The sequence below is a fragment of the Agrobacterium sp. El2ro-1b genome, assembly GCF_048298475.1.
In the GTDB taxonomy this organism is placed as follows: domain Bacteria; phylum Pseudomonadota; class Alphaproteobacteria; order Rhizobiales; family Rhizobiaceae; genus Agrobacterium; species Agrobacterium fabrum.
This window is the reverse complement of record NZ_CP103458.1, coordinates 2,318,619-2,343,357: the sequence shown is the minus strand read 5'-3', so window position 1 is coordinate 2,343,357 and position 24,739 is coordinate 2,318,619. Positions and strand designations below refer to the sequence as shown.

Here is a 24,739-nt window from a genome sequence, read left to right as displayed (position 1 = left end):
TAACCGGAACGACCACCAAAACGGGAGACTAAATATGGCACTGAAACATTACGGATTGGCGCTCTGCGCTTTCGCATTTGCCGGTTCCACCGCCCTTGGCACGGTGGCGGCACATGCCGCCGACAAGGAAATCAGCTGGATCTATTGCGGCGACAAGATGGACCCCATCCATGAAAAATACATCAAGGAATGGGAAGGCAAGAACGCAGGCTTCAAGGTCGTGCCTGAGGTCGTTGGCTGGGAACAGTGCCAGGACAAGGCCACAACGCTCGCAGCCGCAGGCACGCCTGTCGCCATGGCCTATGTCGGTTCGCGCACGCTGAAGCAGTTCGCGCAGAACGATCTGATCGTTCCGGTGCCGATGACCGAAGACGAAAAGAAAACCTATTATCCCAACATCGTCGACACGGTCACCTTCGAGGATACGCAATGGGGCGTGCCGGTCGCTTTCTCGACCAAGGCGCTCTACTGGAACAAGGACCTGTTCAAGCAGGCTGGTCTCGATCCGGAAACACCGCCGAAGACCTGGGCTGAAGAGATCGCCTTTGCCAAGCAGATCAAGGAAAAGACCGGTATCGCCGGTTACGGCCTGCCTGCCAAGACCTTCGACAACACCATGCATCAGTTCATGCATTGGGTTTACACCAATAACGGCAAGGTTATCGATGGTGACAAGATCACCGTCGACAGCCCTCAGGTTCTCGAAGCTCTCAAAGCCTACAAGGACATCACGCCCTATTCCGTCGAAGGCCCGACGGCCTATGAGCAGAACGAAATCCGCGCCATCTTCCTCGACGGCAAGGTCGGCATGATCCAGGCTGGCTCGGGCGCCGCAACTCGTTTGCAGGCAACCAAGATCAACTGGGGCATAGCAACCCTGCCGCTTGGCCCTGAAGCCAAGGGTCCCGGTACGCTGCTTATCACCGACAGCCTTGCGATCTTCAAGGGAACCGGCGTGGAAGAAAAGGCGACAGAATTCGCCAAATTCATCACCTCGCCCGGCCCGCAAGGTGAATACGAATTGCAGGGCGGCGCTGGCCTCACCCCGCTTCGTCCGTCGCCGAAGGTTGATGAGTTCATCGCCAAGGACCCCTTCTGGAAGCCGCTGATCGACGGTATCGCCTATGGTGGTCCCGAGCCGCTCTTCACCGACTACAAGGGCTTCCAGGACGTGATGATCGAGATGGTGCAGTCTGTCGTGACCGGCAAGGCGACACCGGAAGATGCCGCAAAGAAGGCCTCTGCCGCTCTCGAGCAGTACAAATAATTCCTTGTTAATACGGATGTGGGCGACAGGTCGCCCGCATCCGGTCAATTTCGTCGCGGGAATGCCTGCGCCCTTTCTGGCGCTCCCTCCCGTGTTTTTTCAACGGTTCCGATCCAGCGCGGTTTTGTCACTGTTTCGGACCATCTCTGAACGCAGCCTGATGTCGGCTGGTGACGGGAGAGGCAAGTTTTGGGTCAGCTTTATCTCAACAACGTCCGCAAGAACTATGGACATTTCGAAGTCATCAAGGGCGTTCAGCTCGACATCCGGGATGGCGAGTTCGTCGTTTTTGTCGGCCCTTCGGGATGCGGTAAATCCACATTGCTGCGCATGATTGCCGGCCTTGAGGAGATTTCCGCCGGCGACGTCGTCATAAACGGCGTGAAGGTCAATGAGTTGCCGCCGGTCAAGCGCGGCATCGCCATGGTGTTCCAGTCCTATGCGCTCTACCCGCATATGACGGTTTTCGAAAACATCGCTTTTCCCCTCCGGGTCGAGAAGATGGCGGAGGAAAAGATCAAGCAGAAGGTCGAGGGTGTCGCGAAAATTCTGCAGCTCGACCAGCGTCTGCAGCAGCGTCCCGGCAATTTGTCCGGTGGCCAGCGCCAGCGCGTAGCGATCGGCCGTGCCATCGTTCGCGAACCGAAGATATTCCTGTTCGACGAGCCGCTTTCCAATCTGGATGCCGCGCTTCGCGCCGATATGCGCATCGAGTTGACCAATCTTCACAAGACGCTGAAGGCGACGATGATCTACGTCACCCACGATCAGGTGGAAGCCATGACCATGGCCGACCGCATCGTGGTGCTGAATGCCGGTGAAATCGCCCAGGTCGGCGCGCCGCTCGAGCTTTACCACAAGCCGGCGAACCTGTTCGTGGCTGGCTTTATCGGCAATCCGAAAATGAATTTCCTGAAGGTCACCTGCAAATCGGTCAGCGCCGAGGGCGTGACCGTGGAATATGAGGGGCAGACGATCACCGTGCCGGTGGAGCCTCGTACCGGTCTTGAGGGTAAGCAGCTGACGCTCGGCATTCGCCCTGAACATACCGGTCTGGAAGCGGCCGATCTCAACATCAAGGTCGCGCCGAGCGTTATCGAGCGCCTTGGGGTGAATACCATTGCTTATGGGGTCGCCCCGACGGGTGAGAATTATTGCGCTCTGCTTCCCGGCTCCGCGCCTGTCGTCGTGGATGAGCCGATCGTCACCGGCATCAAGGCTTCGGATTGCCATCTGTTCGATGAAAGCGGCATTGCTCTCGATCGTCGCGTCGACCTGTCAGTCCTCAAGCTGATTCAATAGGAACGGAGCCGGGCCATGCATTCTGTCGTTTTATGCCCGGCTTTTCCTGATGCGATCCGTTTTCGGCGCTTTTCGTCTGTCGTCCCGCGACGAAAAAACTACGCCGGGCTTTTGGCCCGGCGTTCAAGGTTGTCTTGCGTGCCGGCTCGATCACGGCATGGGGTTGGGCATGTAGCCGGTAAAACCGCTGATCTTCCAGCGGCCCTGATGCAGCCGGCAATAATAGAGCGTCTGCCATTTCATGGCGTCGAAGCTGCCGTCGGCCTTGCGAAGCCCACCGTCGAACTTCTTGCGAACCAGCGCGGTCTCGCCTTCCACTTCGATTTCTTCCAGCGTGGTGGTGGTGAAGATCGCATGGCGCGGGTCTTCGGAAAATTGCTGGGTCTGGAAATCCTTCGCCTGTTTCAGCCACTCGTCGCGATAGGCGGCGAGCGAGGGGAAGGACAGGCGCCAATTGTCAGGATTCGCATCGCGGTTGGCGTTGATGCCGAGGAAGCCGTCCTCAACGAAATCATCCGCGACCTTCGACCAGTCGGCGGCGAGGAAGGCATCGATATCGCGCGTCACCAGCATCTCCCAGATGGAATGGCGGGCGGTGTCGGTTTCGGGAAAGGGATTTTTGAAGGGATCACGCATGGCCTGGGTCCGTTGTTGAAATTATTTTCAAGATTTGGAGATTTCTCTGGTGAATATTGTTGGCATATGCTCATCTTCCAATCAACAGAGAAAATGATTTTCAAATCAAAGGTATCCGTCATGTCGTCTAGGGGACGAAACATGGTCGATTCGTGGGTCTATGCGGTTGACGGGCGCGCTTTATTAGGGTGCATCGGCAAAGGGGCCAAGCGCTAAGTTTTGGCGGAACGGAGACCGGTGAGCATGGATATTTTCGCAAGGATTCAGGACGACAAGGGGCAGTTCTCGCAGTCAGAACGGCGGATTGCCGATATTCTGGTTTCGGACTTCGAATTCGCCGTCAATGCGTCGATTATCGAGCTTGCAGCCCGCGCAGAAGTCTCGCCGCCGACGGTGACGCGGTTCTGCCGTCGTCTCGGTTGCCAGAGCTTTTCAGACTTCAAGGTCAGCCTTGCCAAGACGGCCTATGTGGGGGTCCGGTATCTCACATCAGAACCCTCCAGCACCGGCCCTTCCGATGTCGCGGAAGAGGTGCTGGCCAAAGCGCAGGAAGCGCTGTTCCTGCTGCACAAGACGCTCGATCCCGCGCTAGCCGATGAAGCGGCGGTCAAGATCGCCACTAGCGGCATGATCTATGCCTTCGGTGCGGGCGGCAATTCCTCGATGATCGCTTCGGAAATCCAGAACCGGCTGTTCCGGCTGGGTTTGCGTGTTTCGACCAGTGCCGATCACAGCATGCAGCTGATGATGACGGCCGCGGCGCGCAAGGAAGACGTGATTATCGGTTCGTCCTTTTCCGGTCGCAACATGGAACTGGTGAAGTGTTTCCGGCTGGCGAGGGAAATGGGGGTCACCACCATCGCGCTTACCCAGAGTGACACGCCTGTCGCTGCCGCGGCCGATATTGTGGTGGCCGTCAATGTGCCTGAGGGGAACAATATCTTCCGCCCGACCTCATCACGTTACGCCTATCTGGCTGCCGTCGATATTCTTGCGACGCTTGTTGCCTATCAGCAGCGGCAGAGATCGATGGTGACGCTGCGTCACATCAAGCAGCAGCTGGTGGAGCATCGTGACCCGGATGACAAGCAATTGCTCGGTGACTGAGGGCGAGAAAAAAATACAGGCAGTTTTGCCTGGGACCCCTGTGGTGGATCGGAAAGTTTCAAGGGAGTTGTAAAGGTGATGAAGGACAGGAAAGAGGAGCTCGCCATCATAACCGGCGCGGCAGGGGATATTGGCCGGGCGATTGCTGCGGCACTCTCTGAAAGCCATGGAAAGGTGGTGCTGGTCGATATCGATGCCGACGCCCTGTCCGATGCGCTCTCCAAGCTTTCCGGTCCGGGGTTCGTTGCGAAGACCTGTGATGTCACCGATCCGCAGGATCTTGCGCGGCTGGCCGCCGAGGTCGCGGAACTGGGCGAAGTCGCCACCCTCGTCAACAATGCCGGTGCGGCACGGGCCGTCAGCCTGCATGACACAACGGCTGAAATCTGGCGCAAGGACAATGCGCTCAATCTGGAAGCGCCGTTTCTCTGCTTCAGGGCTTTCGAGGAGGCGTTGAAGCGCACCCAAGGCTCGGTGATCAATATCACCTCCGTCAATGGCATGGCTGTGTTCGGCCATCCGGCCTATAGCGTGGCAAAGGCCGGGCTGATCCATCTGACCAAGCTGATCGCCGTCGAATACGGCAAATTCGGCATTCGTTCCAACGCCGTCGCGCCAGGTACCGTGCGCACGCAGGCATGGGAGGCGCGCGCTGCCACCAATCCTCAGGTCTTCGAGGAAGCCAAGCACTGGTATCCGCTGCAGCGGATCGTCAGACCCGAGGATGTGGCCAATGCGGTTGTCTTTCTGGCCGGCCCGCAGGCTGCCGCCATCAGCGGCGTGTGCCTGCCGGTTGATTGTGGGCTGACGGCGGGGCAGGCGCCGCTGGCCCGGACTTTTTCGCAATCCGAACACTACTGACCGAAACCCTCTGACGGGTTCAATGCGCAATAAAGGGGAGCATCATGGCGCTCGCACATTATCGTCTCGAAAATTCATGGCATCCGCTCGCAGACTCCGCATCCGGCGGCTTCACCTTCACGCTTGTCAATCTATCCGGCGAACCGCTGAAGGATTTTCGCATCGTCTACACGTCGCTCACGCGAACAGTCGACAAGCCGGTGTGCGGCAACGCCATCTATCTGCGCCGCAACGCCAATTTCCATGAATTCGCACCTCCATCCGGTTTCGTGCTGGAGCCGGGCAAATCCTGGCGCTTCACCGTCGATGGCCTGTTGAGACCTGCCCGGCATCGCACTGACGGCGCAAAATCCGCCTATGTCAGCCTTGCCGATGGCACACATCGCGCCGTGGATGTGGGTGACCTGATGCTGGATGGGCGCCACAGCGAGCCGGCGCCGGTGCTGCTTCCCGAAGGCAAGCTCGATCTGCCCTTCGCCATCCAGCCCTGGCCGGCTGAAATCGATGCCGAACCGGGCGAGGGCTTTCCCGTCGCACTTTTCCCGATGGAGGACGCCAGGGCGGAGGAAGTGCTTGCGGTGGAAACAGTGCTGTCGCTGTTCCGCAGGCTCTTCGCCGTCGGGCATGTGCCTTTCAGCCTTGCGCCGGTGCATGAGGGAAAACCGCTGCGTTTCAAGCAGCATAGCGGGCTCGAAGCAGAAGGTTACCGCATCGCTTTCTCCAACGAAGCCGTCACCGTGGAATATTCGGCCGTTGCCGGCCTGCAATATGGCCTGACGGTTCTGGCGCAGCTGCTGCATGGCGCGCGTATCGATCCGAAGTTCCGTTTCCCGGCCTCCGGCACCATCAGCGATGCGCCGCGTTATAGCTGGCGCGGCTGCCATCTGGATGTCTCGCGGCAATTTTATCCGACCGGTGATGTGCTGCGGCTGATCGATATTCTCGCATGGCTGCGCATGAACCGCTTCCATTGGCACCTAACGGATGACGAGGCGTGGCGTCTCGAAATCAAGGCTTATCCCTTGCTGACCACCATCGGCGCAACGCGCGGTCCAGATGGACCGCTTCTGCCGCAGCTCGGTAATGGTGCGGAACCGGTTTCCGGCTATTATACGCAGGATGATGTGCGCCTGGTCGTGGCGCATGCGGCGGCGTTGAATGTCGAAATCGTGCCGGAGGTGGATATTCCCGGTCATAGCACCGCGGCTCTTGTTGCCTATCCTGAACTGGCAGACGGGCAGGAAGCGCCGGACAGCTACCGCTCGGTGCAGGGATATCCCAATAACGCGCTCAACCCGGCCATCGAGCCGACCTATGAATTCCTCGGCAAGATCTTCGACGAGATGGTGGAGCTGTTCCCATCGCGGCTCATCCATATCGGCGGCGACGAGGTTGCGGATGGCTCGTGGCTCGCCTCGCCGCTCGCCAAGTCGCTGATGGAAAAGGAGGGGCTGGACGGCACCTTCGGCATCCAGTCCTATTTCATGAAACGCATTCAGGGGATGCTGCATGAGCGCGGTCGCCAGCTTGCGGGCTGGGACGAGGTTTCCCACGGCGGCGGCGTCGATCCGGCCGGAACGTTGCTGATGGCGTGGCAGAAGCCGGAAGTCGGGCTTGAGCTTGCAAGGCAGGGTTATGACGTGGTGATGACGCCGGGTCAGGCCTATTATCTCGACATGGTGCAGGACGAAGCCTGGCAGGAGCCCGGTGCAAGCTGGGCCGGCACGGTTCCGCCGTCGCATACCTATGCTTACGAGGCGGTCGGTGATTTCCCGGAGGAATTGAAGGAGCGGATGAAAGGCGTTCAGGCCTGCATCTGGTCTGAACATTTTCTCAACCGTGCCTATTTCAACCATCTGGTTTTCCCGAGGCTGCCGGCCATTGCCGAGGCGGCATGGACGCCAAAGGCGCAGAAGGACTGGCTGCGGTTTTCCGCCATCGTTCCCTTGAACCCGGTTTATTGAGGGGAAGGCGAGATGCGTATTGCCGTTGGTGGAATCCATACCGAATGCAGCACCTATTCCCCTGTTCTGATGGGGCAGGAGGATTTTCGCGTCTTTCGGGGCGCGGAGCTTCTGGAGGCCGAATATTTCAATTTCCTCGGGGAAGGCGGAGCGGAGGTATTACCGCTTCTGCACGCCCGCGCCGTGCCGGGTGGCCCGGTCTCGCGTGCGGCCTATGACGCATTCAAGCAGGAGTTTCTCGAACGCCTGAAGGCTGCGTTGCCGCTGGACGGGCTTTATCTCGCCATGCATGGCGCGATGAATGTCGAAGGCATGGACGATGCGGAAGGTGACTGGATTTCCAGTGCCCGCGCCGTGGTCGGGCCGGATGTCGTGGTCTCTGCAAGCTACGACCTGCATGGCAATGTCAGCCAGACCATCATCGATCAGCTGGATATATTTGCCGGCTACCGAACTGCGCCGCATATCGATGTGCGCGAGACGATGGTGCGGGCCTGGACGATGCTGCTGAAGGCTCTAAAGACCGGAGAAAAGCCCGGTGTGGCCTGGGCGAAAATTCCCGTCCTGCTGCCGGGGGAAAAGACCTCCACGGAAGACGAGCCCGCCAAGAGCCTTTATGCCGTTCTGCCGGATCACGATGCGCGGCCCGGCATATGGGACGCAAATTTCACGATCGGTTACGTCTGGGCCGATGAACCCCGGGCAACCGCTTGTGCGGTGGTGACGGGAACCGACAAAGCGGCAGCAAAGGCCGTCGCCACCGAGATTGCGCAATCCTACTGGAATGCGCGGCAGGATTTTCGTTTCGGGCCTGTGACGGAGCCGCTCGACGCCATCATGGATATTGCGGAGAAAACGACCACACGCCCGATCATTCTCGCCGACTCCGGTGACAACCCGACCGGCGGTGGTGTGGGCGACCGCGCGGATGTTCTTTCGGCGCTGATTGCGCGCAACTGGCAGGGTGCTCTTCTGGGCGGCATCACCGACTGGCCCGCTGTCGAAGCCTGTTTTGCGGCAGGCGAGGGCGCGCGCCTTTCCCTGAAGATCGGTGGCAGTCTCGATCCGCAAAGCCCGTCTATCACCGTCGAAGCCCAGGTTCTGAAACTGGACGATCCCGGTGCTGCCGATCAGCAGCAGGCGGTGGTCAAGATCGGTGATATCACGGTCATTCTGGCGGCGCGACGCCGGCCCTATCACATGATTTCGGATTTCACCCGTCTGGGCTTCGATCCAAAAGAGATCAGGCTGCTGGTCGTCAAGTCAGGTTATCTTTCGCCGGAGCTCGCGCCCATCGCCAATCCCAACCTCATGGCGTTGACGGAAGGGGTTATCAATCAGGATATCGAAAACCTTCCCAATCATCGCCGGTCCGGCGATTTTTACCCGTGGAAGCCGGATTTCGACTATACACCCGAACCCATCCTTTCGGCCCGCTGGCAATGACAGCGGTCCGGTAGCTTTTACCCCAGCGATCCGGCCCTGCCGGATCATCTCAGGCGAATATCCATGCCGTCGGCTCTTTCCATCGTCATCAACAATCCGTCGATCCGCATCGGGGCGCTCGCCATCCTGTTTTTCGGCTTTTCGAATGCGGCGACCGCGCCCTATCAGGCGGTCATCGGCATTCGTGAAATCGGGCTGAGCAACAGCGTCTACTCGCTGTTGATGCTGTTTGCCGCCGTCATCAATGTCAGCGCCAGCGTCTTGATGGGCATCGTCGCCGATAGGCTGGGCGAATATCGCAAGCCCATGCTGCTCATCGCGCTCTTCGGTGTCAGCGGTTATATGCTGGTCTATCTGGTCGGCAATGCCACGGCTTTCGTCAGTGCCAAGCTTATTCTGCTGCCGATTTTCGGGGCGATGAACTCGCTAATCTTCGCGCATGTGCGCGCCGATGCCCGCAATCTTTCGACGGGTGACATGATCGCCGTCAATTCGATCATGCGGGCCACCATTTCGCTGTCCTGGGTACTGGTACCCGGCATTGTCGGCATTTTTCTGGTGAATTCCGGCAATATGCTTCTGGCGTTCCTGTTTTCGGGTATCTGTGCGCTCATCTGTTTCCTGCTGGTTGCTTTCTGTCTGCCACGCGCGGCCACGCCGGCGGTCGTCAATAACGAAGCGCGCTTCGGCCTCATGGCTTCGCTTGCGGAAATCGGATCGCGGCGGGTGCTTTTGCGGATCATCGCCATCGCCCTGATCTGCTCCATGCTGCATCTGAATGATTCCATCCGCTCGCTTATCATCACCGGACAGGCAAAGGGTACGGTTGCGGATATCGGTATCGTCGCGGGCATCGTCGCCGCGCTGGAAATTGTCTTCATTCTCCTCTGGGGCTGGGTCGAAAAGAAGGTGCCGCAGACGCTGACGCTGGCCGCTGGTGCGGTGCTTTACGCCATCTATCTCATCCTGCAGGGGCTCGCTTCCGCGCCGTGGCACATCTACGCACAGACCGTCATCAGCGCGCTCGGTGCCGCCGCCATCATCAGCATTCCCATCACCTATCTGCAGGAATTGATCGCCGACCGGCCGGGGCTCGGAAGCTCGCTGATCGCGGTCAATATCTTCCTCGGCGCTGGACTTGGGGCGCTGATTTTTGCCATTGGAACCCTGGTCTCCAGCTATTCGGGAACGTCGATACTGGGTGCGATCGTCGGTCTGGGCGGTGTTTACATGCTCTACACGCTTGATGGGACCGGCCGCCGCAGGTAACGGCCACCCTATGAAAGAGGTACCAATGATTCTCGAGATTTGCGTGGACGATGTGGCCGGTCTGGAAGCGGCTGTCAGGGGCGGGGCTGACCGGATCGAGCTTTGTGCGGCGCTGTCCGGCGGCGGCGTGACGCCATCGGCGGGGTTCATGCAGCGGGCGTCGACCTATGGATTGCCGGTGAGTGTCATGATCAGGCCGCGCGCCGGGGATTTCGTGTTCACGCACGACGAGGCCGATGTGATGAAACGCGATATCGATGCGGCGCGCGCCGCAGGGCTCTCCGGCGTGGTGCTCGGCGCATCGCGTGGCGATGGCTCGCTTGATTTGGCTTTGCTCGAAGACTTGCGCCGTCACGCCGACGGAATGGATGCGACGCTGCACCGGGCGTTCGATGTCGTGCCGGATATGGAAGAGGCCCTGGAGGCAGCCATTTCGCTTGGTTTTTCACGCATCCTGACCTCCGGCGGCGCGCGTTCGGCGCTTGAGGGCGTAGAGACGTTGGCACACCTGTCGGAGCTTGCCAAAGGCCGGATCGTCATCATGCCCGGAGCCGGCGTGCGCCCGCAAAGCGTTCAGGCTTTGCTGGACCGTTTTCCGATCACGGAAATCCACGCGTCCTGTTCCGCCGTTCCGTTTTATGATCCGGAAAGCAGCGTGGCGAAGCTCGGTTTCACCGGCGCGGGGCGCAAGGCGACGGATGAGGCTGCCGTGCGCGAATTAAAGTCGATCCTCAGCGCTCATCATAAAGGCGGCGCAACGCTCTAGCTGTGCCGGCCGCGCCATCGAGATCGAGGTGGATATTGTCCGGCTCCGGCAGCGCCAATGCCGCCTTGATGGCATCGGCCATGGATTGCGCGGAGATGTGTTTTTCCTCCAGCACCTGCGCCAGCCCTAGTCGCGCCAGCCGTTCCGCGCGGGCGCTCTGTTCCGTTTCGCCACCGGCCGCGAAGGGGATCAGGAGCGAACGGCATTTCGCCTGGAGAATATCGCACACGGTATTGTACCCCGCCTGTGAGACCGAAAGCCGTGCACCGGCAAGCAGGCTGGCGAAATCCTTGCGGAAGCGGAAGACGGAGATATTGTTCGGCGCTTCGGCGGAGATCGCATCGAAATCCGCCTGCGGCATGTTGGGACCGGTAACGAGGCACCAGCTTTTGATGCCAGGGAGCAGCGGGGCCGCCTCAAGGGCCGCCCGGATGAGGGCTGCACCGACGGCGCCGCCGCCTGCGGAAACGACGATATCGAATTTTTCCGCTGGCTCCGGCGGTGGCAGCGGGGCGACGAGCCCGGTATAGACAATGCGCTGGCTGATTTCGCCGGCGAGGGGGAACGTGTCTTCCAGTCGGGCGAAATCAGGATCGCCGTGCACGAGCACCGCGTCGAAATGTTTCTTCACCAGGGATACGGTCTCTTCGTCCCGGCCCGGCTTGGTCTTTTCCTGCAGAATATCGCGCAGCGATGTCATGACGAGCGGGCGTGGTTCGCTGTCCTCGATCTCGTCCAGCAGTGGCAGCAATTCGAAGCGCACCTGCCTGCGGCCGAAGGGGAAAGCCTCGATGATGACGATATCGGGCTTTGCGCCGTGATAGGCACCGATCAGCATGTCGGTCCTGAGGTTCTTGAAGGCCTCGTCCACAGGCTTGCCGGAACTGTCGACCAGGCCGGAAAAGCTGCCATCGCTGACGGCGATCGGTGGTAGTTCGACATGGCGGATGCCCTCACCCGGAAAACCCGGAACCGGGGTGCCGCCGGTGACCAGAACGACATCGAAACCATCCGCCTGCAGCGCATTGGCAACGCGGCTAGCGCGCGCAATATGGCCGATGCCGAGAAGATGCTGCACATAAAAGAAAACGGAAGGACGTTTTTCCATCTCGGTCATGGTGTCTTTTCCCACTCGGTCTCGAACAGAGCCTTTAACTCGGCAATGCTGGTGCGATGGTCGAAAGCCGTTCGTACACGGTTTTCAGCGGCAGCGCCCAGACGCTGGCGCAATTGCGGATCGGTGATGGCGGCGCGTAGCGCTTCTGCGAAGGCTGCCGGATTTTCCGGTTCCGTCAGCAGGCCGTTTTCGCCATTCACGAAGAATTCCGGGATGCCTGATATATTGGTGGAAATGCAGGTCAGCGCCTGGCTCGCGGCCTCCACCAGCACATTGGGAAGACCGTCGCGATCGCCATCGCTGGTGATGCGGCAGGCAAGCGCGAAGAGGTCCGCCTCGCGGTAATTTTCCAGCACCTGCTTCTGGTCCATGGCGCCGGTCCAGACGATCCTGTCGGCAATACCGAGTTCACCGGCCAGTTTTTTCAGCGCGGAGAGTTCATCGCCACCGCCGATATGGGTGAAGCGCCAATGGATGGTCTGGGGAAGCGAAGAGAGCGCCCGCAGCAGAATATCGATGCCCTTTTTCTTGACCGCACGACCGACGCTTAAAATCCTGACCGGATCATCAGCGGTTGACCCGTCCCTTTCGGGGCGAGGTCCATCGAAATGCGGGAAACGGGTGAGATCGAGCCCGTGATAGCTCAGATGCACATTCTGCTTTGCGCCGGAGATCTTCTGCAGGTGCTGGAAACCGCCGGCAGTGCAGGTCACGGCCCAGCGGGCGCTTTGCAGCTTGGCTGCGAGGTCACGGTCGCTTGAGGTCCAGATGTCCTTGGCATGGGCGGAAATCGTCCAGGGCGTGCCTGTTATGAGATGGGTATAGGCGGCGACGGAGGCGGGCGTGTGGATGAAGTGAACATGCAGCCATTCGGCATCCACAGGCCATTCATGAGCCAGTACCGCGGCCTGCCCGAAACGGCGAAAGCGGTTGCGGCTGAGATCATGCGGCAGGTCGCTGAAAAACCGGCGAAGCGCCTTGGCAAAGCCCGGCTTTTTACGGCAGGCCCATAGCGCCTTCAGAACCCGCAAGGGCTCTTCATGTAGATATTCCGGCAGGTATGTGACGGGAGCGCGGATTTCATCGTGAACGGGGTGGCGCTTCTTGTCCGTCGGACGGCGCATGGACATGAGTTCGAGTTCCAGCCCGGCCTTCTCGAGCCCCAGAAGCTCCTGGGCGATGAAAGTCTCGGACAGGCGCGGATAGCCCTTGAGGAGCACCACGATTTTTTTTGTATCGGTCACGTTGCGCGTGTCTCTTTTGAAGCGGTGTTGGTTGGGAAGCCGATCACGCGGTGAGCGTAATCGGTGCCTTCTCGCTCTCGTGCGGCAGCCATTCCGCAATCCGACGCGATATGTTTTCCAGACCGTCGAGCTTCAGATTCTGGGAGTTGACGGAAGGAGGCGCGCGGTTGGGCAGGGCTTTGAGAGCCTCTGCCATTTTTGCGGGGTTCTCTGCGTCTTCCGGCAGAAGCATGTCGAAAAGGCCAAGCTCCGATGCGCGGGTGGCGCGGATGAGCTGCTCCTCCCGCGGCACCGTGCGGGGCACAACGAGGGCGGGTTTGTCGAAGGACAATATTTCGCAGACGGTGTTGTAGCCTCCCATCGAGACAACGGCCTGGGCCCCGGCGACGAGGTCCTCCATGCGGTTGTCGAATTCGATGATCTCGATATGCGGGATATCGGCAACGCTGCTCATGAAGCGCTGGCGCTGATCCGCCGGCATATAGGGGCCGAGCACGACAAGCGCCTTATGCGTCAGTTCCGGGTCATGGCGATAGGCATTGATGACATCGTCGATCAGTTCACTGCCATCGCCGCCGCCGCCGGTGGTGATGAGAAGATAATCGCCTTCCGGCCGGTGTGCCACGGTTTCGGCCTGGGTTTTGGATCGTTGCAGGAAGCCCACGAAATCCATCTTGTCGCGCACGGTCTGGGGAACGTCGAGCCCCGTCAGCGGGTCATGGAAATCCGGCGGGCCGTAGACCCAGATATGGTCATAGAACTGGCCGATCTTGGTCATGACGTTATTGCGCTTCCACTCCGCCTCGAGCAGCTGCGGTGCATCCATGACGTCGCGCAGGCCGATGACGAGCTTGGTGCCTTGACCCTTCAAATATGCAAGCGTTTCTTCCACCTCGCCGCGCAGGCCCATGGGCTCCTTGTCAACGATGAAGATGTCAGGCTGGAAGCTCTCGGCGGTGTGATAGATGATGGAGCGGCGCATCTTCAGCGTTTCCTGAAGATCGATATGCCTGTCCATCGAGGTGTATTCGCCGTTGCGCAGCTTGATGACGCTCGGGATTTTCACGAAATCGACGCGGGCGCGATAATCAAAGGCACCGGCAATGGTCGCGCCTGAAATGATGAGGACGTTAAGGCCGCGATAATCCTCCACCAGTGCATGTGCAATCGTGCGACACCGCCGCAGATGGCCGAGACCGAAGGAATCGTGGCTGTACATGAGGATGCGCGCGTCGTTCAAACGAGGGCTCATGGGCCACACCTCTTTTTGCCTTCCACAAAAAAGGCGATGGCTGAAGGGCAATAGATCAAGGTGTATTCCATTTTATCTGAAGGGGTCCGCAGCATCACGTAGTCCGTCGCCGAAGAAATTAAAGGCCAGAATGACGAGAACGACCGGGATCGTCGGGATGAGAAGCCACGGATATAGCGCAATGACGCTGACGCTGCGCGCCTCCGTGAGCAGAATTCCCCAACTTGTGATCGGCGGCCTGAGACCGAGGCCGAGGAAGCTCAATGCTGTCTCGCCGAGAATCATGCCGGGTATCGTCAGGGTGGCCGAAGCGATGAGATGCGACATGAAACCGGGAATGAGATGTCTGCCGATGATGCGCGGTGTGCCCGCACCCATCAATTGCGCAGACAAAACATAGTCTTCCTCGCGAAGCGCCAGAAGCTTCGAGCGCACGGCGCGCGCAAGTCCGGTCCAGTCCAGCATGCCGAGAATGATGGTGATGCCGAGATAGACGAGGATCGGGCTCCAGGTAACCGGCATGATTGCCGCAAGCGCCAGCCACAGCGGAATGCTGGGGATGGATTGCAGCACCTCGATGATGCGCTGGACAATCAGGTCAAAGGTGCCGCCGCGATAGCCCGCCAGACCGCCGATCACAATGCCGAGAACGAAGCTCATGGCAACACCGAGAAGACCGATGGTCAGCGAGATGCGCGCGCCGTAGATAATCCGCGACAGCACATCGCGCCCCAGCCTGTCAGTGCCGAGCAGGAACATTTCACCGCCTTCGGCCGGGCATACAAAGTGGGTTCTGCCCTCAAACATGCCCCAGAAGCGATAGGTATCGCCCTTGCAGAAGAAGCGCAGCGGCTGGATATCCGTCGGCACATCCCGGTAGACGCGCCTCAGATTGTCCATATCGAGCGTCATTTCCCGGCCATAAACGAAGGGACCGACAAATTTTCCGTCGTCGAAGAGGTGGATAGCCTGCGGCGGCGCGTAGATATGCTCGATATTGCGGGTATGAAGATTGTAAGGGGCGAGGAACTCGCTGATCAGGATCGAAAGATAGATCAACGCCAGAAACGCGCCGGACCACACAGCGATCTTGTGCTGGCGAAATTGCCACCACATCAGCTTTAGCTGTGATGCCTTGCTGAAGGCCGCCATTCCAGAGGTGTTGGGCTCGATGAGCGACGGGTCGAAGGGTGCCGTCGAGACGTAATGGGGAAGGGCTTCGCCTGATTTCGGAAGGGATGAAGTCATTTGACGTTACCACCTCCGAAGCGGATTCGCGGGTCGAGTATGGCAAGGGCGATATCCGACACCAGAACGCCGATCACCGTCAGGAAAGCCAGGAACATCAGGAACGAGCCGGCCAGATACATATCCTGGCTTTGCAAAGCCCGAATGAGCATCGGGCCAGTGGTTTCGAGCGACAGGACGACGGCGGTGATTTCCGCGCCTGAAATGATGGCGGGCAGGATCGAGCCGATATCCGAGATGAAGAAATTCAGCGCCATGCGCAGCGGATATTTGATCAGCACCTTGAAGGGGTGCAGCCCCTTGGCGCGGGCTGTCACCACATATTGTTTCTGCAGCTCGTCCAGCAGGTTGGCGCGCAGGCGGCGGATCATGCCGGCCGTGCCTGCCGTTCCGATGATGAGGACGGGGATCCAGATATGTTCGAGGATCGATTTGAACTTCGCCCAGCTCATCGCCTGGTTCAGATATTCCCGGTCCATCAGATGGCCGATGGAGATGCCGAACCAGATATTGGCGAAATACATCAGGATCAGTGCCAGCATGAAATTGGGGATGGCAATGCCGAGCAGGCCGAGGAAGGTAAGGCCGTAATCTCCCCAGCTGTATTTATGCGTGGCGGAATAGATGCCGATCGGAAAGGCAAGAATCCAGGTGACGATGATGGTGATGAAGGAGACCAGAACCGTCAGCCAAAGGCGGTCTCCCACCACATCGCTGACCGGCAGCTGATATTCGAAGGAATAACCGAAATCGCCGACCAGCATGCCGGTCGCCCAGCGGAAATAACGGATCGGCGCCGGCTGATCGAAACCGTAACGGGTGCGCAATTCCTCGATTTCGGCAAGGTTTGCCGTCTCACCCATGGCGCGCAACTCGGCGACGTAGCTTTCGAAATAATCGCCCGGCGGCAGTTCGATAATGGTGAAAACCAGCATCGAGATCAGGATCAGGGTGGGGATCATGACGAGGATGCGCTTGATTATATACCGCAGCATATCAGGCGTCTCCGTCATACCAGAAGGCATCCGGCATATAGACGCCGAGATAAGATGTGGGCTCATAACCGAAAAGCGCCTTGTCCGGCACGTTCCGCATGCGTTTGACATGGACGACGGGTTGCAGCGCGCCGTTGACGATGCCGATTGAAAACACCTGCTGCGTATAAATCCCGAGCATTTCCAGCCAGATCGCTTCGCGTTCTTCCTCGGTGACGCTTCTGCGCCATTTTTTGAGGAGATCGAGAAGATGCGCCGCCTCCGGCAGGTCGGGCTCCTTGCCCTCGCGGCCACCGGACAGATAATGAATGCCCCATACCGGCCATTGCAGCTGATCGTCGCCGGTGGGGGCGAGACCGGAAGGCAGCATGTCGGGTGTAGGCACGCCATTGTCCATGCCCATCCACACCGACATCAGCACCTCGCCGCCCATGGCGCGCTTGCGGAAGACATCGCGCTGGGTGGGGCGCACCGAAACCGCAATGCCGATATGCCGCCAGTGATCCGTCACCAGTTCCATGACATCGGTTTCGAGTGTGCTTTCGCCCGTCGTCTCAACGATAATGTAAGCCGGGCGGCCATCGGGCAGGAGGCGTAAGCCCGCGTCATCCCGCTTGTCCAGACCGACCTCATCGAGCAGCCTGTTGGCTGCTGCCCGGTCAAAGGCGCTCCAGGCATCGGCAAATTCCTGCCGGTAAAGCGGGCTTTCCGGCAGGACGGTGTCGGCGCTTTCTTTTGCCAGCCCGTAGAAACAGACCATGTTGATTTCATGCCGGTTGATCGCGAGCGACAGGGCACGGCGCACGCGCACGTCCTGGAAAGCGCTGCGCCAGACCGGGTCGGCACAATTGAGATTGGGCAGCAGCGCGATGCGGGAGCCCTGGGAGCGCTTGTAGAGATTGACCTTCAGGGGAAAACGCTTTTCGGCATCCTTCAGGAAGGTGTAATCGGCGAAATCGAGGCCGAAATACTGCAGGTCGCTATCGCCCGACGCCGTCTTGGCCGAGATGATATCGGAGGAGGTGACGTTCAGCAGGAAACGGTCGAGATAAGGCAGTTGCAGGCCATTTTCGTCGACGCGGTGATAATAGGGGTTACGCTCGAACACGAACTGCTCGGCCGGCGGCGAGGTCGTGTTTCGCCATGCGTCGAGCGTCGGCAAAGCGGGGTTCTCCGGCCGGACCTGCCGTGACATCTTGATATGCAGCCCGCTCCAGTCATCCGCCTTGTTCTTCTTGATGAGCTTGGCGAGATTTTCCGCGGTCTGATATTTGACGTGAAACTGCTTCATGTAAGCGGCGGGAAGGAACAGCCGCGCAGGCGAGGCCGCCGCGAGCTTCGCCAGGAAATCCGGGTTCGGGCCTTCCCAGGTGTAACGCACCGTCAGCCGGTCGACGACTTCGATCAGCGGCGGATTATTGTTGACCAGAAGTTCGATCGGCGGACCGCCCTTGTGAATTTCCTTATTGAGGGCGACATCCTCCCAGAAATACCGGAAATCTTCGGATGTGAAGTCGCTGCCGTCGGACCATTTGTGGCCCTCGCGCAGCTTGAAGGTGAAGATGCGCTCTTCCTGGACCTCGTAGCTTTCGAGAATATCCGGATGCAGTTCGAATTTTTCGTCATAACCGACAAGGCGGGCATAGTTGCTGATCGGCATGAGCCGGATGTCACGCTGGCCCCCAATGAGCATACGCACCGAGCCGCCATGTTTTCCCGGTTCGCGGCCAAGCGCTTTCATGTCGATGACGCGCGGGTTTTTCGGCAGGCGCTCGGCCACGTCGGGCAATTCGCCCTTTTCGCGTTTTTCCTTGAAAAAGGTCGGGTCGACATAGGCGGCGCGGGCATAGGCCGGCAGGAAAACGGAGGCCAGCAGGGCGATTGTGGTGCGGCGCGTGATCAAGGGCGAAGCTCCCGGATATCGGCATTGCCGTTGGCAAGGACGAAATGGCCTTCGCCGAGATCGGCAGAGATCATCTCGCCATCACCCTCGTCCCGGAACTGCTTGCCCCAGTCGAATTTGCCCGTCGCGCTGATCTTGCCGATGGTACGGAAATCGAGCGGACGATCGAGATCGGGGAAAGGCACGGCGGCCAGCAGGGATTTCGTATAAGGATGAACCGGAGAGCGCATCAGGATTTCCCGCGGTGCCAGCTCCACGATACGACCCTCGCACATCACGGCCACGCGGTCAGCCATATAATCCACCACCGCGAGATTATGCGAGATGAAGAGATAGGTGAGCCCGAGATCCTGCTGCAAATCCTTCAGCAGATTGAGGATCTGCGCCTGCACCGAGACATCGAGGGCGGAGACGGGTTCATCGCAGATCAGCAATTCGGGACCGAGCGCCAGGGCGCGGGCAATGCCGATACGCTGCCTCTGGCCGCCGGAGAAACTATGGGGATAGCGGTTCAGCGCGCTTTCGCCGAGGCCGATTGCCCTGACGAGACCACGGACTTTTTCCGCGCGGTATTTCGCATCGCCCCGCCCGTGGATTTCGAGCGGCTCGCTCAGGATATTGCCGACGGTCATGCGGGGGGACAGTGATGAAATCGGGTCCTGGAAGACCATCTGTATCTTCGACCGCAGCTCTTTGAGATCACCATCCTTTGCATTGAGGACATCGATATCGCCTTCCGGCCGGTGAAAGGTTATCGAACCCTCATCTGGCCGGACGGCGCGCATGAGGATTTTACTGACGGTGGTCTTGCCGCTGCCGCTTTCGCCAACCAGCCCGAGGCATTCGCCGCGACGGATTTCAAAACTGACGCTGTTGACCGCCTTCGTGGCATTGGCGTCGCTTTTGCGGAACCAGCTGGACTTGCGGGTCGTGAAGGTCTTGCTGATGTTGTCGACGGTCAGAAGCGGGCCGGGGGTTTTGTTGACCGCGGCGGTCTTTTTGCCGACAAGGCTTTCGTGGTCCACCTTGATTTCGCGCAGCGCCTTCAGCCTTTCGCCGGGCCTCATGTCGAAATGCGGTACGGCGGCCATCAGGCCCTTGAGATAGGGATGGCCCGGCGCCTTGAAAATGTCATCGACGGTGCCGGCTTCCATGATCTCGCCCTGATAGATCACGGCGACCTCGTCGGCGATGTTGGCGACTACACCGAGATCGTGGGTGATGAGCAGCATGCTCATGTTCAGCCGGCTCTGGAGATCGCGCAGCAGCTTGAGGATCTGCGCCTGTATCGTCACATCCAGCGCCGTCGTCGGCTCATCCGCAATCAAAAGCGCAGGCCGACAGATGAGCGCCATGGCGATCATGGCGCGCTGACGCATGCCACCCGACAATTCGAAGGGATACATGTTCACGACCTTCTTGGGTTTGGAAAACCCTACGAGATCGAGCGTTTCATACATTTTTTCCGCGCGCTCTGCCGGCGACAGGATGCTGTGGATTCTGAGCGCTTCATCGATCTGGTTGCCGATGGTGTGCAGCGGCGAAAAGGAGGTCATGGGCTCCTGGAAAATCAGGCCGATGCGATTGCCACGGATCGAGCGGATTTCCCGGCCATCCTTCGGCAATTGCAGCAGGTCTACGGGTCCGGCGGCGGCGTTTTCGGGATCGGTGAAGAGTACGCGGCCGTTTACCCGCGCCGTCTTGGGATGGATGCCCATGATGGTCTGGCCGATGACGGACTTTCCCGAGCCGGATTCGCCGACAAGAGCCGTGACTTTTCCCGGGAGAATGCGCAGGCTGGTATCCCTGACGGCATCAATGGTGCCGCCCATGAGAGAAAAAGAGACCCGCAGATTTTCAATACGGAGCAAATCTGCGCCAACGCTCATGCCAAAAGGTTCCTTGCCGTCTCTTTATCGTTGCCTTGTGACAATTGTTCAGGAGGGCTTAAACTCACGTTATCGCAGGGTTTGTTGTCTGTCTATGCCTCTGAAACATCGAATTGTTTAGCGAATTCAAAGCCGGCTTCCGAAATGTGGCGGCTTGCCTGACCGTGCATGTTTGGTGCTATGTTAACGGGCGCTTTGGAACGAGGATCCATGTCCGACAAGAAATATTACGACGCTCAGCTCGATAAGGCCCGGCAGTTGCAAAATGAAGGGCAATATGCGGAAGCAAACGCACTTCTCTTATCGCTGGTTGCAGCAAAGGACGCGCATCTGATGGGCGAGCGAACCGTGCTCGGCCTGCCGCGCCGGCTGCATGCCGCGCGGCTGCGCCTCGCCAAGGCCGAAGGCGATCTGGTTGCCAGGATCGGTTATCAATATACCCTTGTTCCGCCGCCGCCGACGCTGGAAAAATATGCGCAGTTTTCCGCCGAAGATCGGCGCGTGATCAATCTTAAAAGCCGGGAGGATGTGCCACGGCTCATTCACCAGATATGGATCGGAGAAAAAGCGCCGCCGATATCGGTCCAAGCCTGGGGCGCCCATGCCGCACAGCACGGTTATGACTATCGCCTCTGGCGGGAGGCCGATCTTGAGCGGGAGGGCGTGTTTTCGAATGCCATCTTTAACAGGATGCTCAGTGAGGGCGATTATCCGGGCGCGGTGGATGTGGCCCGTTACATCCTGCTGGAGCGTTTTGGTGGCATCTATCTCGACTGCGACTGGTATCCGGCGCGCGACGATCTGAGTTTCGATGCTTTCCTGCCTCTGACAGGGCTGACGGCGTTTGACGAAAAAACGCCGCGCGATACGGGGCAGGGCAGCATGCTGCTTGCCAACTCCTTCATTGCTGCCCCGGCCGGACATCCGGTCTTCGGCAAGATGCTTGAGGCCTTTCCCGGGATCATCGAGGAAATGCCGCGTGCTCCGGCCTGGTGGTCGACCGGCCCGTTGATCTTCACCGTCATCGCCCGGGCGGGCAGCATCAGCCTTGCGCCGGCGTCATTCGTTGCCGCGGCCCTTGCCGACCGTGCGCCGCTGGAGGACGTGGAAGCGATCAGGCGGGAACTTGCCACGCAGGACAGCGGGATGCTGATCGCCTGGAAGTCATGGTGATATCTCGTTGACGAGATCGTTCGAGGAACGCCAGCGGGCGGCGGGGTGCCCTGTCGTCACCTCGAAAAGCTGCCGCAGGAAGCGCCAGACAGTGTCGTCATGCACGAGATGATGGGTGAGGATACCGGTCGTGCCGCCCTCTTCGACGGTGCGCAGGATGCGGGTGGCGGTCTCGGAAAACAGGATATCGTCGTCGCGGCCGCCGCGGCTACCGTGCCAGTCGATGACATCGACATGGGTGTTCAGGCACGGCGGCACGGTGTTTTTCTCAGGGCCGAAGACGGATAAAGCGCGATAGCCGATATCCGCCAAGCTCGTCACGATACCGGCATCGATGCGATTCCACGGCGGCACCAGCATCGGCACCAGACGCCTGCCATGCAGGTCGTGGAGCTTATCCAGTCCGGATTGCAATTCATCAAGCACGATGGCCGGGCCGCGATGCGACCCGAGTTCCTGTTTCTTTTCTTTGGCTCCGGCGTAATTTACATGGGACCAGCCATGGACGACGACGTCAGCAATATCCGAGGCATCCAGATGTGTCGCGAGCTTATCCGTCGTCATCTCGGGAATGACCGCGAGCGTAACAGGGACGGAAAAGCTGCCGCAAAGATCAAGAAGCAAGTCGAGAGCCGGTGTCGGTTCTACCGCGTCGTCGTCCCGGAGCCAGAGATCGGCCTTTATGCCGCGCCGACTGCATTCATCCAGTGCCGCGTTCAGTTTTTCCAGACTCATGATCTTTATGCCTTTGCCTGCAAAAGAATTTGGTTCAGTGTCGTTGCGGCGTTTTCCAGAGATCGTTCATTGATGACGAACTGGCGGGCCGCTTTTGCCAGCTCTTCACGCTGCCTGTCATCGCCGAGCAGGGTCCTGATTGCCTCGGCGTAAGCGGCTGTATCATTTTCCGGTGTCAGTAATCCTGTCGTGCCGGATTTTACCACCTCGGGAACGCCGGCGACTTTTTCGGCCACGACAGGCAGACCGGCGGCCTGCGCTTCGAGATAGGCGAGACCATAGGCCTCGCCATGGCCCGGCCAGACATAGAGGGAAGCTTTTGAAAGAAGTGCGACGATTTCTGTCGGGCTTTTCTCTCCGTGCCAGACAAGGCGATGATCGGGAAAAGTGCTGAACATCGTCTCCACGGCCGCGCGTTCCGGGCCGTCGCCGATGATATCCAGCGTCCAGTCAAGAATCTCAGGCAATAAGGCCAGCGCTTCGGACAGGGCACGGTAGCTCGAGAGCTTGTCGCCCGCCCGCATCATGGCGACGGTGATCAGCCTTGCGGGCTCCGGCCGGGGTGTGTTGCTGAGAAATGCCCCGGCGTCGATGAAGGGCGGCAACATCGCCCATTGCAGGGTGGGGGAAGCGCTCAGAAGCCCTTCACGATCCCGCGCGGTGAAGCAGATATTGACCGCGGCCCCGTTCAATGCAGCGAGCAACCCGTCCTGAACCGCGCGCCAGCCCATGCCGTTGCGTTTCGGCGAATAGGATGCCTCTGCAGTCACATAGGCGATGCCGAAACGTCGCACGAGTTCCGGGCCGAGCAGATCCGGGGCCTTGTAATAGGGGTGATAACAAAACCAGAGGTCCGGTGCGCCCTCCTGCCGCCAGCGCTCCGCTATCGCTTCGATTTCGCGCCCCGCTTCCTCGGTGAGCGCTGGCCGCGCCGGATCGTCCGGTTGTTTCAGAAAGCTGCGCAGTTCCGAGGCGACGAAAACCTCATGGCCAGTTATTGTCATCGCTTTCATCAAAAGTCGGGCCATCAGCCGGTCGCCGGAGGGAACGGGATGGTTGGGTGACTTGAGCGGCGAATAAAAGGCGATCTTCATGCGGATGGTTGTGCGTCGCCGGCGGCTTGGGCGTCAACCGGAATTTGAAAGGGCCGAGCCTTGACAGGTCGGTCATTCTTGCCCAACTGAAAGGCATCTTTTGCACATGCGCGGAGCGTGACACGCTTTGACTTCTCCAGACATTTCCCAGACCCTGCTTTCCAGCATCGAAAACAAAAGCGCCAAAGCAGGGGTAATCGGCCTCGGCTATGTCGGCCTGCCGCTTGCCATGACGGTCGCCAAGGCCGGTTTCAAGGTCGTCGGTTTCGACATCGACCCCGCTAAAATTACCGCAATCGAAGCGGGCCGCAGCTATATCGAGGCGGTTTCCGATGAGGTGCTGGCAAGTGTGCGGCAGGATGACGGTTTTGTTGCCACCAGCGATTTCTCCAGGCTGGCCGAATGCGATGTGATCGCCATCTGCGTGCCGACGCCGCTGACGAAATATCGCGAGCCGGACCTTTCCTATGTTGAAAAAACCTGCCGGGATATCGCCGCGCATCTGCGCAAGGGGCAGCTCGTGGTGCTGGAATCGACCACCTATCCCGGCACGACCGACGGGGTGGTGAAGACCATTCTGGAGAGCGCCGGCCTCGTCTCCGGCGTCGATTTCTTCATCGGTTTTTCGCCCGAGCGGGAAGATCCGGGCAATCGCGATTTCGAGACCTCGACCATTCCGAAGGTCGTCGCCGGTGACGGCGAAGCTGCCGGAAAGCTGATGGCTACCTTCTACAGCTCCGTGGTGAAGAAGATCGTTCCGGTTTCGACAAACGCCACGGCAGAGGCGGTGAAAATAACCGAAAACGTGTTCCGTGCCGTCAATATCGCGCTCGTCAACGAACTCAAGGTCGTCTACGAGGCGATGGGCATCGACATATGGGAAGTGATCGATGCGGCAAAAACCAAGCCGTTCGGTTTCATGCCGTTTTATCCCGGTCCCGGTCTCGGCGGTCATTGCATACCGATCGACCCTTTCTACCTCACCTGGAAATCGCGCGAATATGAATTGCCGACGCGGTTCATCGAGCTAGCAGGCGAAATCAATACCGGCATGCCGCGCCATGTCGTCGGGCGGGTTGCCGAAGCGCTGGATATCCATTCCGGCAAGGCGCTCAGCCGTTCCAGGGTGCTGGTCGTCGGTCTCGCCTACAAAAAAAACGTGCCTGATATTCGCGAAAGCCCGTCGCTGAAGCTCATGGAGCTTATTCAGGAGCGCGGTGGCGAAGCGGCCTATTTCGATCCTTATGTGGCGGAAATCCCGAGAACCCGGGAATATAGCCACCTTATGGGCATGAAATCCGTATCATGGAACAAGGAGACCATCGGCAGCTTCGATGCCGTTCTTGTCGCGACGGATCACGACAATGTCGACTATGCCGCGCTCAGCGACTGGGCGCCGCTGATCATCGATACACGAAATGTCTTCGCGCGCCGGGATATCGCAGCAAAACACATCATCAAGGCCTGATAT

Annotated in this window: 20 protein-coding genes; 10 read left to right on the top strand and 10 right to left on the bottom strand. The window is 59.3% G+C overall.

The window, feature by feature from the left end; translation table 11 throughout:
• Positions 1-34: 34 nt before the first annotated feature.
• A complete protein-coding gene (locus tag NYR50_RS11580) occupies positions 35-1,267 on the top strand; it encodes an ABC transporter substrate-binding protein (RefSeq protein ID WP_269712333.1) in 1,233 nt (410 codons plus the stop codon).
• Positions 1,268-1,456: 189 nt separating this feature from the next.
• Entirely contained in the window at positions 1,457-2,569 is a 1,113-nt protein-coding gene (locus tag NYR50_RS11575) for an ABC transporter ATP-binding protein (RefSeq protein ID WP_418136040.1), read from the top strand.
• A gap of 150 nt (positions 2,570-2,719) precedes the next feature.
• Here the strand turns inward: NYR50_RS11575 and NYR50_RS11570 are convergent, their stop codons facing one another.
• Positions 2,720-3,205, bottom strand: coding sequence for a hypothetical protein (locus NYR50_RS11570; RefSeq protein WP_092771795.1), 486 nt, complete (start codon positions 3,203-3,205; stop codon positions 2,720-2,722).
• A 243-nt stretch (positions 3,206-3,448) separates the two neighbouring features.
• Between NYR50_RS11570 and NYR50_RS11565 the strand changes: the two genes are divergently transcribed.
• From NYR50_RS11565 to NYR50_RS11540, 6 genes are all read left to right on the top strand, one after another.
• Positions 3,449-4,312, top strand: coding sequence for a MurR/RpiR family transcriptional regulator (locus tag NYR50_RS11565; RefSeq protein WP_418136039.1), 864 nt, complete (start codon positions 3,449-3,451; stop codon positions 4,310-4,312).
• 78 nt (positions 4,313-4,390) lie between these two features.
• A complete protein-coding gene (locus NYR50_RS11560) occupies positions 4,391-5,173 on the top strand; it encodes an SDR family oxidoreductase (protein WP_418136038.1) in 783 nt (260 codons plus the stop codon).
• Between the two features lie 44 nt (positions 5,174-5,217).
• Positions 5,218-7,137 (top strand): beta-N-acetylhexosaminidase, encoded by a 1,920-nt coding sequence (locus NYR50_RS11555; protein WP_418136037.1) that lies wholly within the window; start codon positions 5,218-5,220, stop codon positions 7,135-7,137.
• Between the two features lie 12 nt (positions 7,138-7,149).
• Positions 7,150-8,583, top strand: a complete 1,434-nt coding sequence (locus NYR50_RS11550; RefSeq protein WP_418136036.1) for a M81 family metallopeptidase — start codon at positions 7,150-7,152, stop codon at positions 8,581-8,583.
• A gap of 63 nt (positions 8,584-8,646) precedes the next feature.
• Entirely contained in the window at positions 8,647-9,852 is a 1,206-nt protein-coding gene (locus tag NYR50_RS11545; protein ID WP_174009364.1) for an MFS transporter, read from the top strand.
• Between the two features lie 25 nt (positions 9,853-9,877).
• Positions 9,878-10,618, top strand: a complete 741-nt coding sequence (locus tag NYR50_RS11540; protein ID WP_174009363.1) for a copper homeostasis protein CutC — start codon at positions 9,878-9,880, stop codon at positions 10,616-10,618.
• Here NYR50_RS11540 and NYR50_RS11535 read toward each other — a convergent pair.
• From NYR50_RS11535 to NYR50_RS11505, 7 genes are all read right to left on the bottom strand, one after another.
• A complete protein-coding gene (locus NYR50_RS11535; protein WP_418136035.1) occupies positions 10,584-11,735 on the bottom strand; it encodes a glycosyltransferase family protein in 1,152 nt (383 codons plus the stop codon). The genes NYR50_RS11540 and NYR50_RS11535 overlap by 35 nt on opposite strands.
• Positions 11,732-12,979 carry a glycosyltransferase gene (locus NYR50_RS11530; protein ID WP_418136034.1) on the bottom strand — a complete coding sequence of 416 codons (1,248 nt, stop codon included), beginning with the start codon at positions 12,977-12,979 and terminating at the stop codon, positions 11,732-11,734. Before NYR50_RS11530 ends, NYR50_RS11535 begins: the two co-directional genes overlap by 4 nt.
• Positions 12,980-13,022: 43 nt before the next feature.
• Positions 13,023-14,231 carry a glycosyltransferase family protein gene (locus NYR50_RS11525; protein ID WP_418136033.1) on the bottom strand — a complete coding sequence of 403 codons (1,209 nt, stop codon included), beginning with the start codon at positions 14,229-14,231 and terminating at the stop codon, positions 13,023-13,025.
• Positions 14,232-14,303: 72 nt separating this feature from the next.
• A complete protein-coding gene (locus NYR50_RS11520; protein ID WP_080811720.1) occupies positions 14,304-15,479 on the bottom strand; it encodes an ABC transporter permease in 1,176 nt (391 codons plus the stop codon).
• Positions 15,476-16,474 (bottom strand): ABC transporter permease, encoded by a 999-nt coding sequence (locus NYR50_RS11515; protein ID WP_418136032.1) that lies wholly within the window; start codon positions 16,472-16,474, stop codon positions 15,476-15,478. Before NYR50_RS11515 ends, NYR50_RS11520 begins: the two co-directional genes overlap by 4 nt.
• Position 16,475: 1 nt before the next feature.
• On the bottom strand, positions 16,476-18,377 hold the full coding sequence (locus NYR50_RS11510; protein WP_418136031.1) for an ABC transporter substrate-binding protein: 1,902 nt from the start codon (positions 18,375-18,377) through the stop codon (positions 16,476-16,478).
• Positions 18,374-20,266: an ABC transporter ATP-binding protein gene (locus NYR50_RS11505; protein WP_418136030.1), complete on the bottom strand. Its 1,893-nt coding sequence runs from the start codon at positions 20,264-20,266 to the stop codon at positions 18,374-18,376. The genes NYR50_RS11510 and NYR50_RS11505 overlap by 4 nt, the downstream gene beginning before the upstream one ends.
• A gap of 210 nt (positions 20,267-20,476) precedes the next feature.
• On the opposite strand from NYR50_RS11505, the gene NYR50_RS11500 reads away from it, so the two are divergent.
• Positions 20,477-21,439, top strand: a complete 963-nt coding sequence (locus NYR50_RS11500) for a glycosyltransferase family 32 protein (RefSeq protein WP_418136029.1) — start codon at positions 20,477-20,479, stop codon at positions 21,437-21,439.
• Here the strand turns inward: NYR50_RS11500 and NYR50_RS11495 are convergent.
• Complete coding sequence (locus NYR50_RS11495; protein ID WP_174009354.1) at positions 21,431-22,174, bottom strand: polysaccharide deacetylase family protein; 744 nt, start codon at positions 22,172-22,174, stop codon at positions 21,431-21,433. The two genes, NYR50_RS11500 and NYR50_RS11495, sit on opposite strands and share 9 nt — an antisense overlap.
• A gap of 5 nt (positions 22,175-22,179) precedes the next feature.
• Entirely contained in the window at positions 22,180-23,268 is a 1,089-nt protein-coding gene (locus NYR50_RS11490; protein ID WP_418136028.1) for a glycosyltransferase family 4 protein, read from the bottom strand.
• 127 nt (positions 23,269-23,395) lie between these two features.
• Between NYR50_RS11490 and NYR50_RS11485 the strand changes: the two genes are divergently transcribed.
• Positions 23,396-24,736 carry a nucleotide sugar dehydrogenase gene (locus NYR50_RS11485; protein WP_418136027.1) on the top strand — a complete coding sequence of 447 codons (1,341 nt, stop codon included), beginning with the start codon at positions 23,396-23,398 and terminating at the stop codon, positions 24,734-24,736.
• The last annotated feature ends 3 nt before the right edge of the window (positions 24,737-24,739 follow it).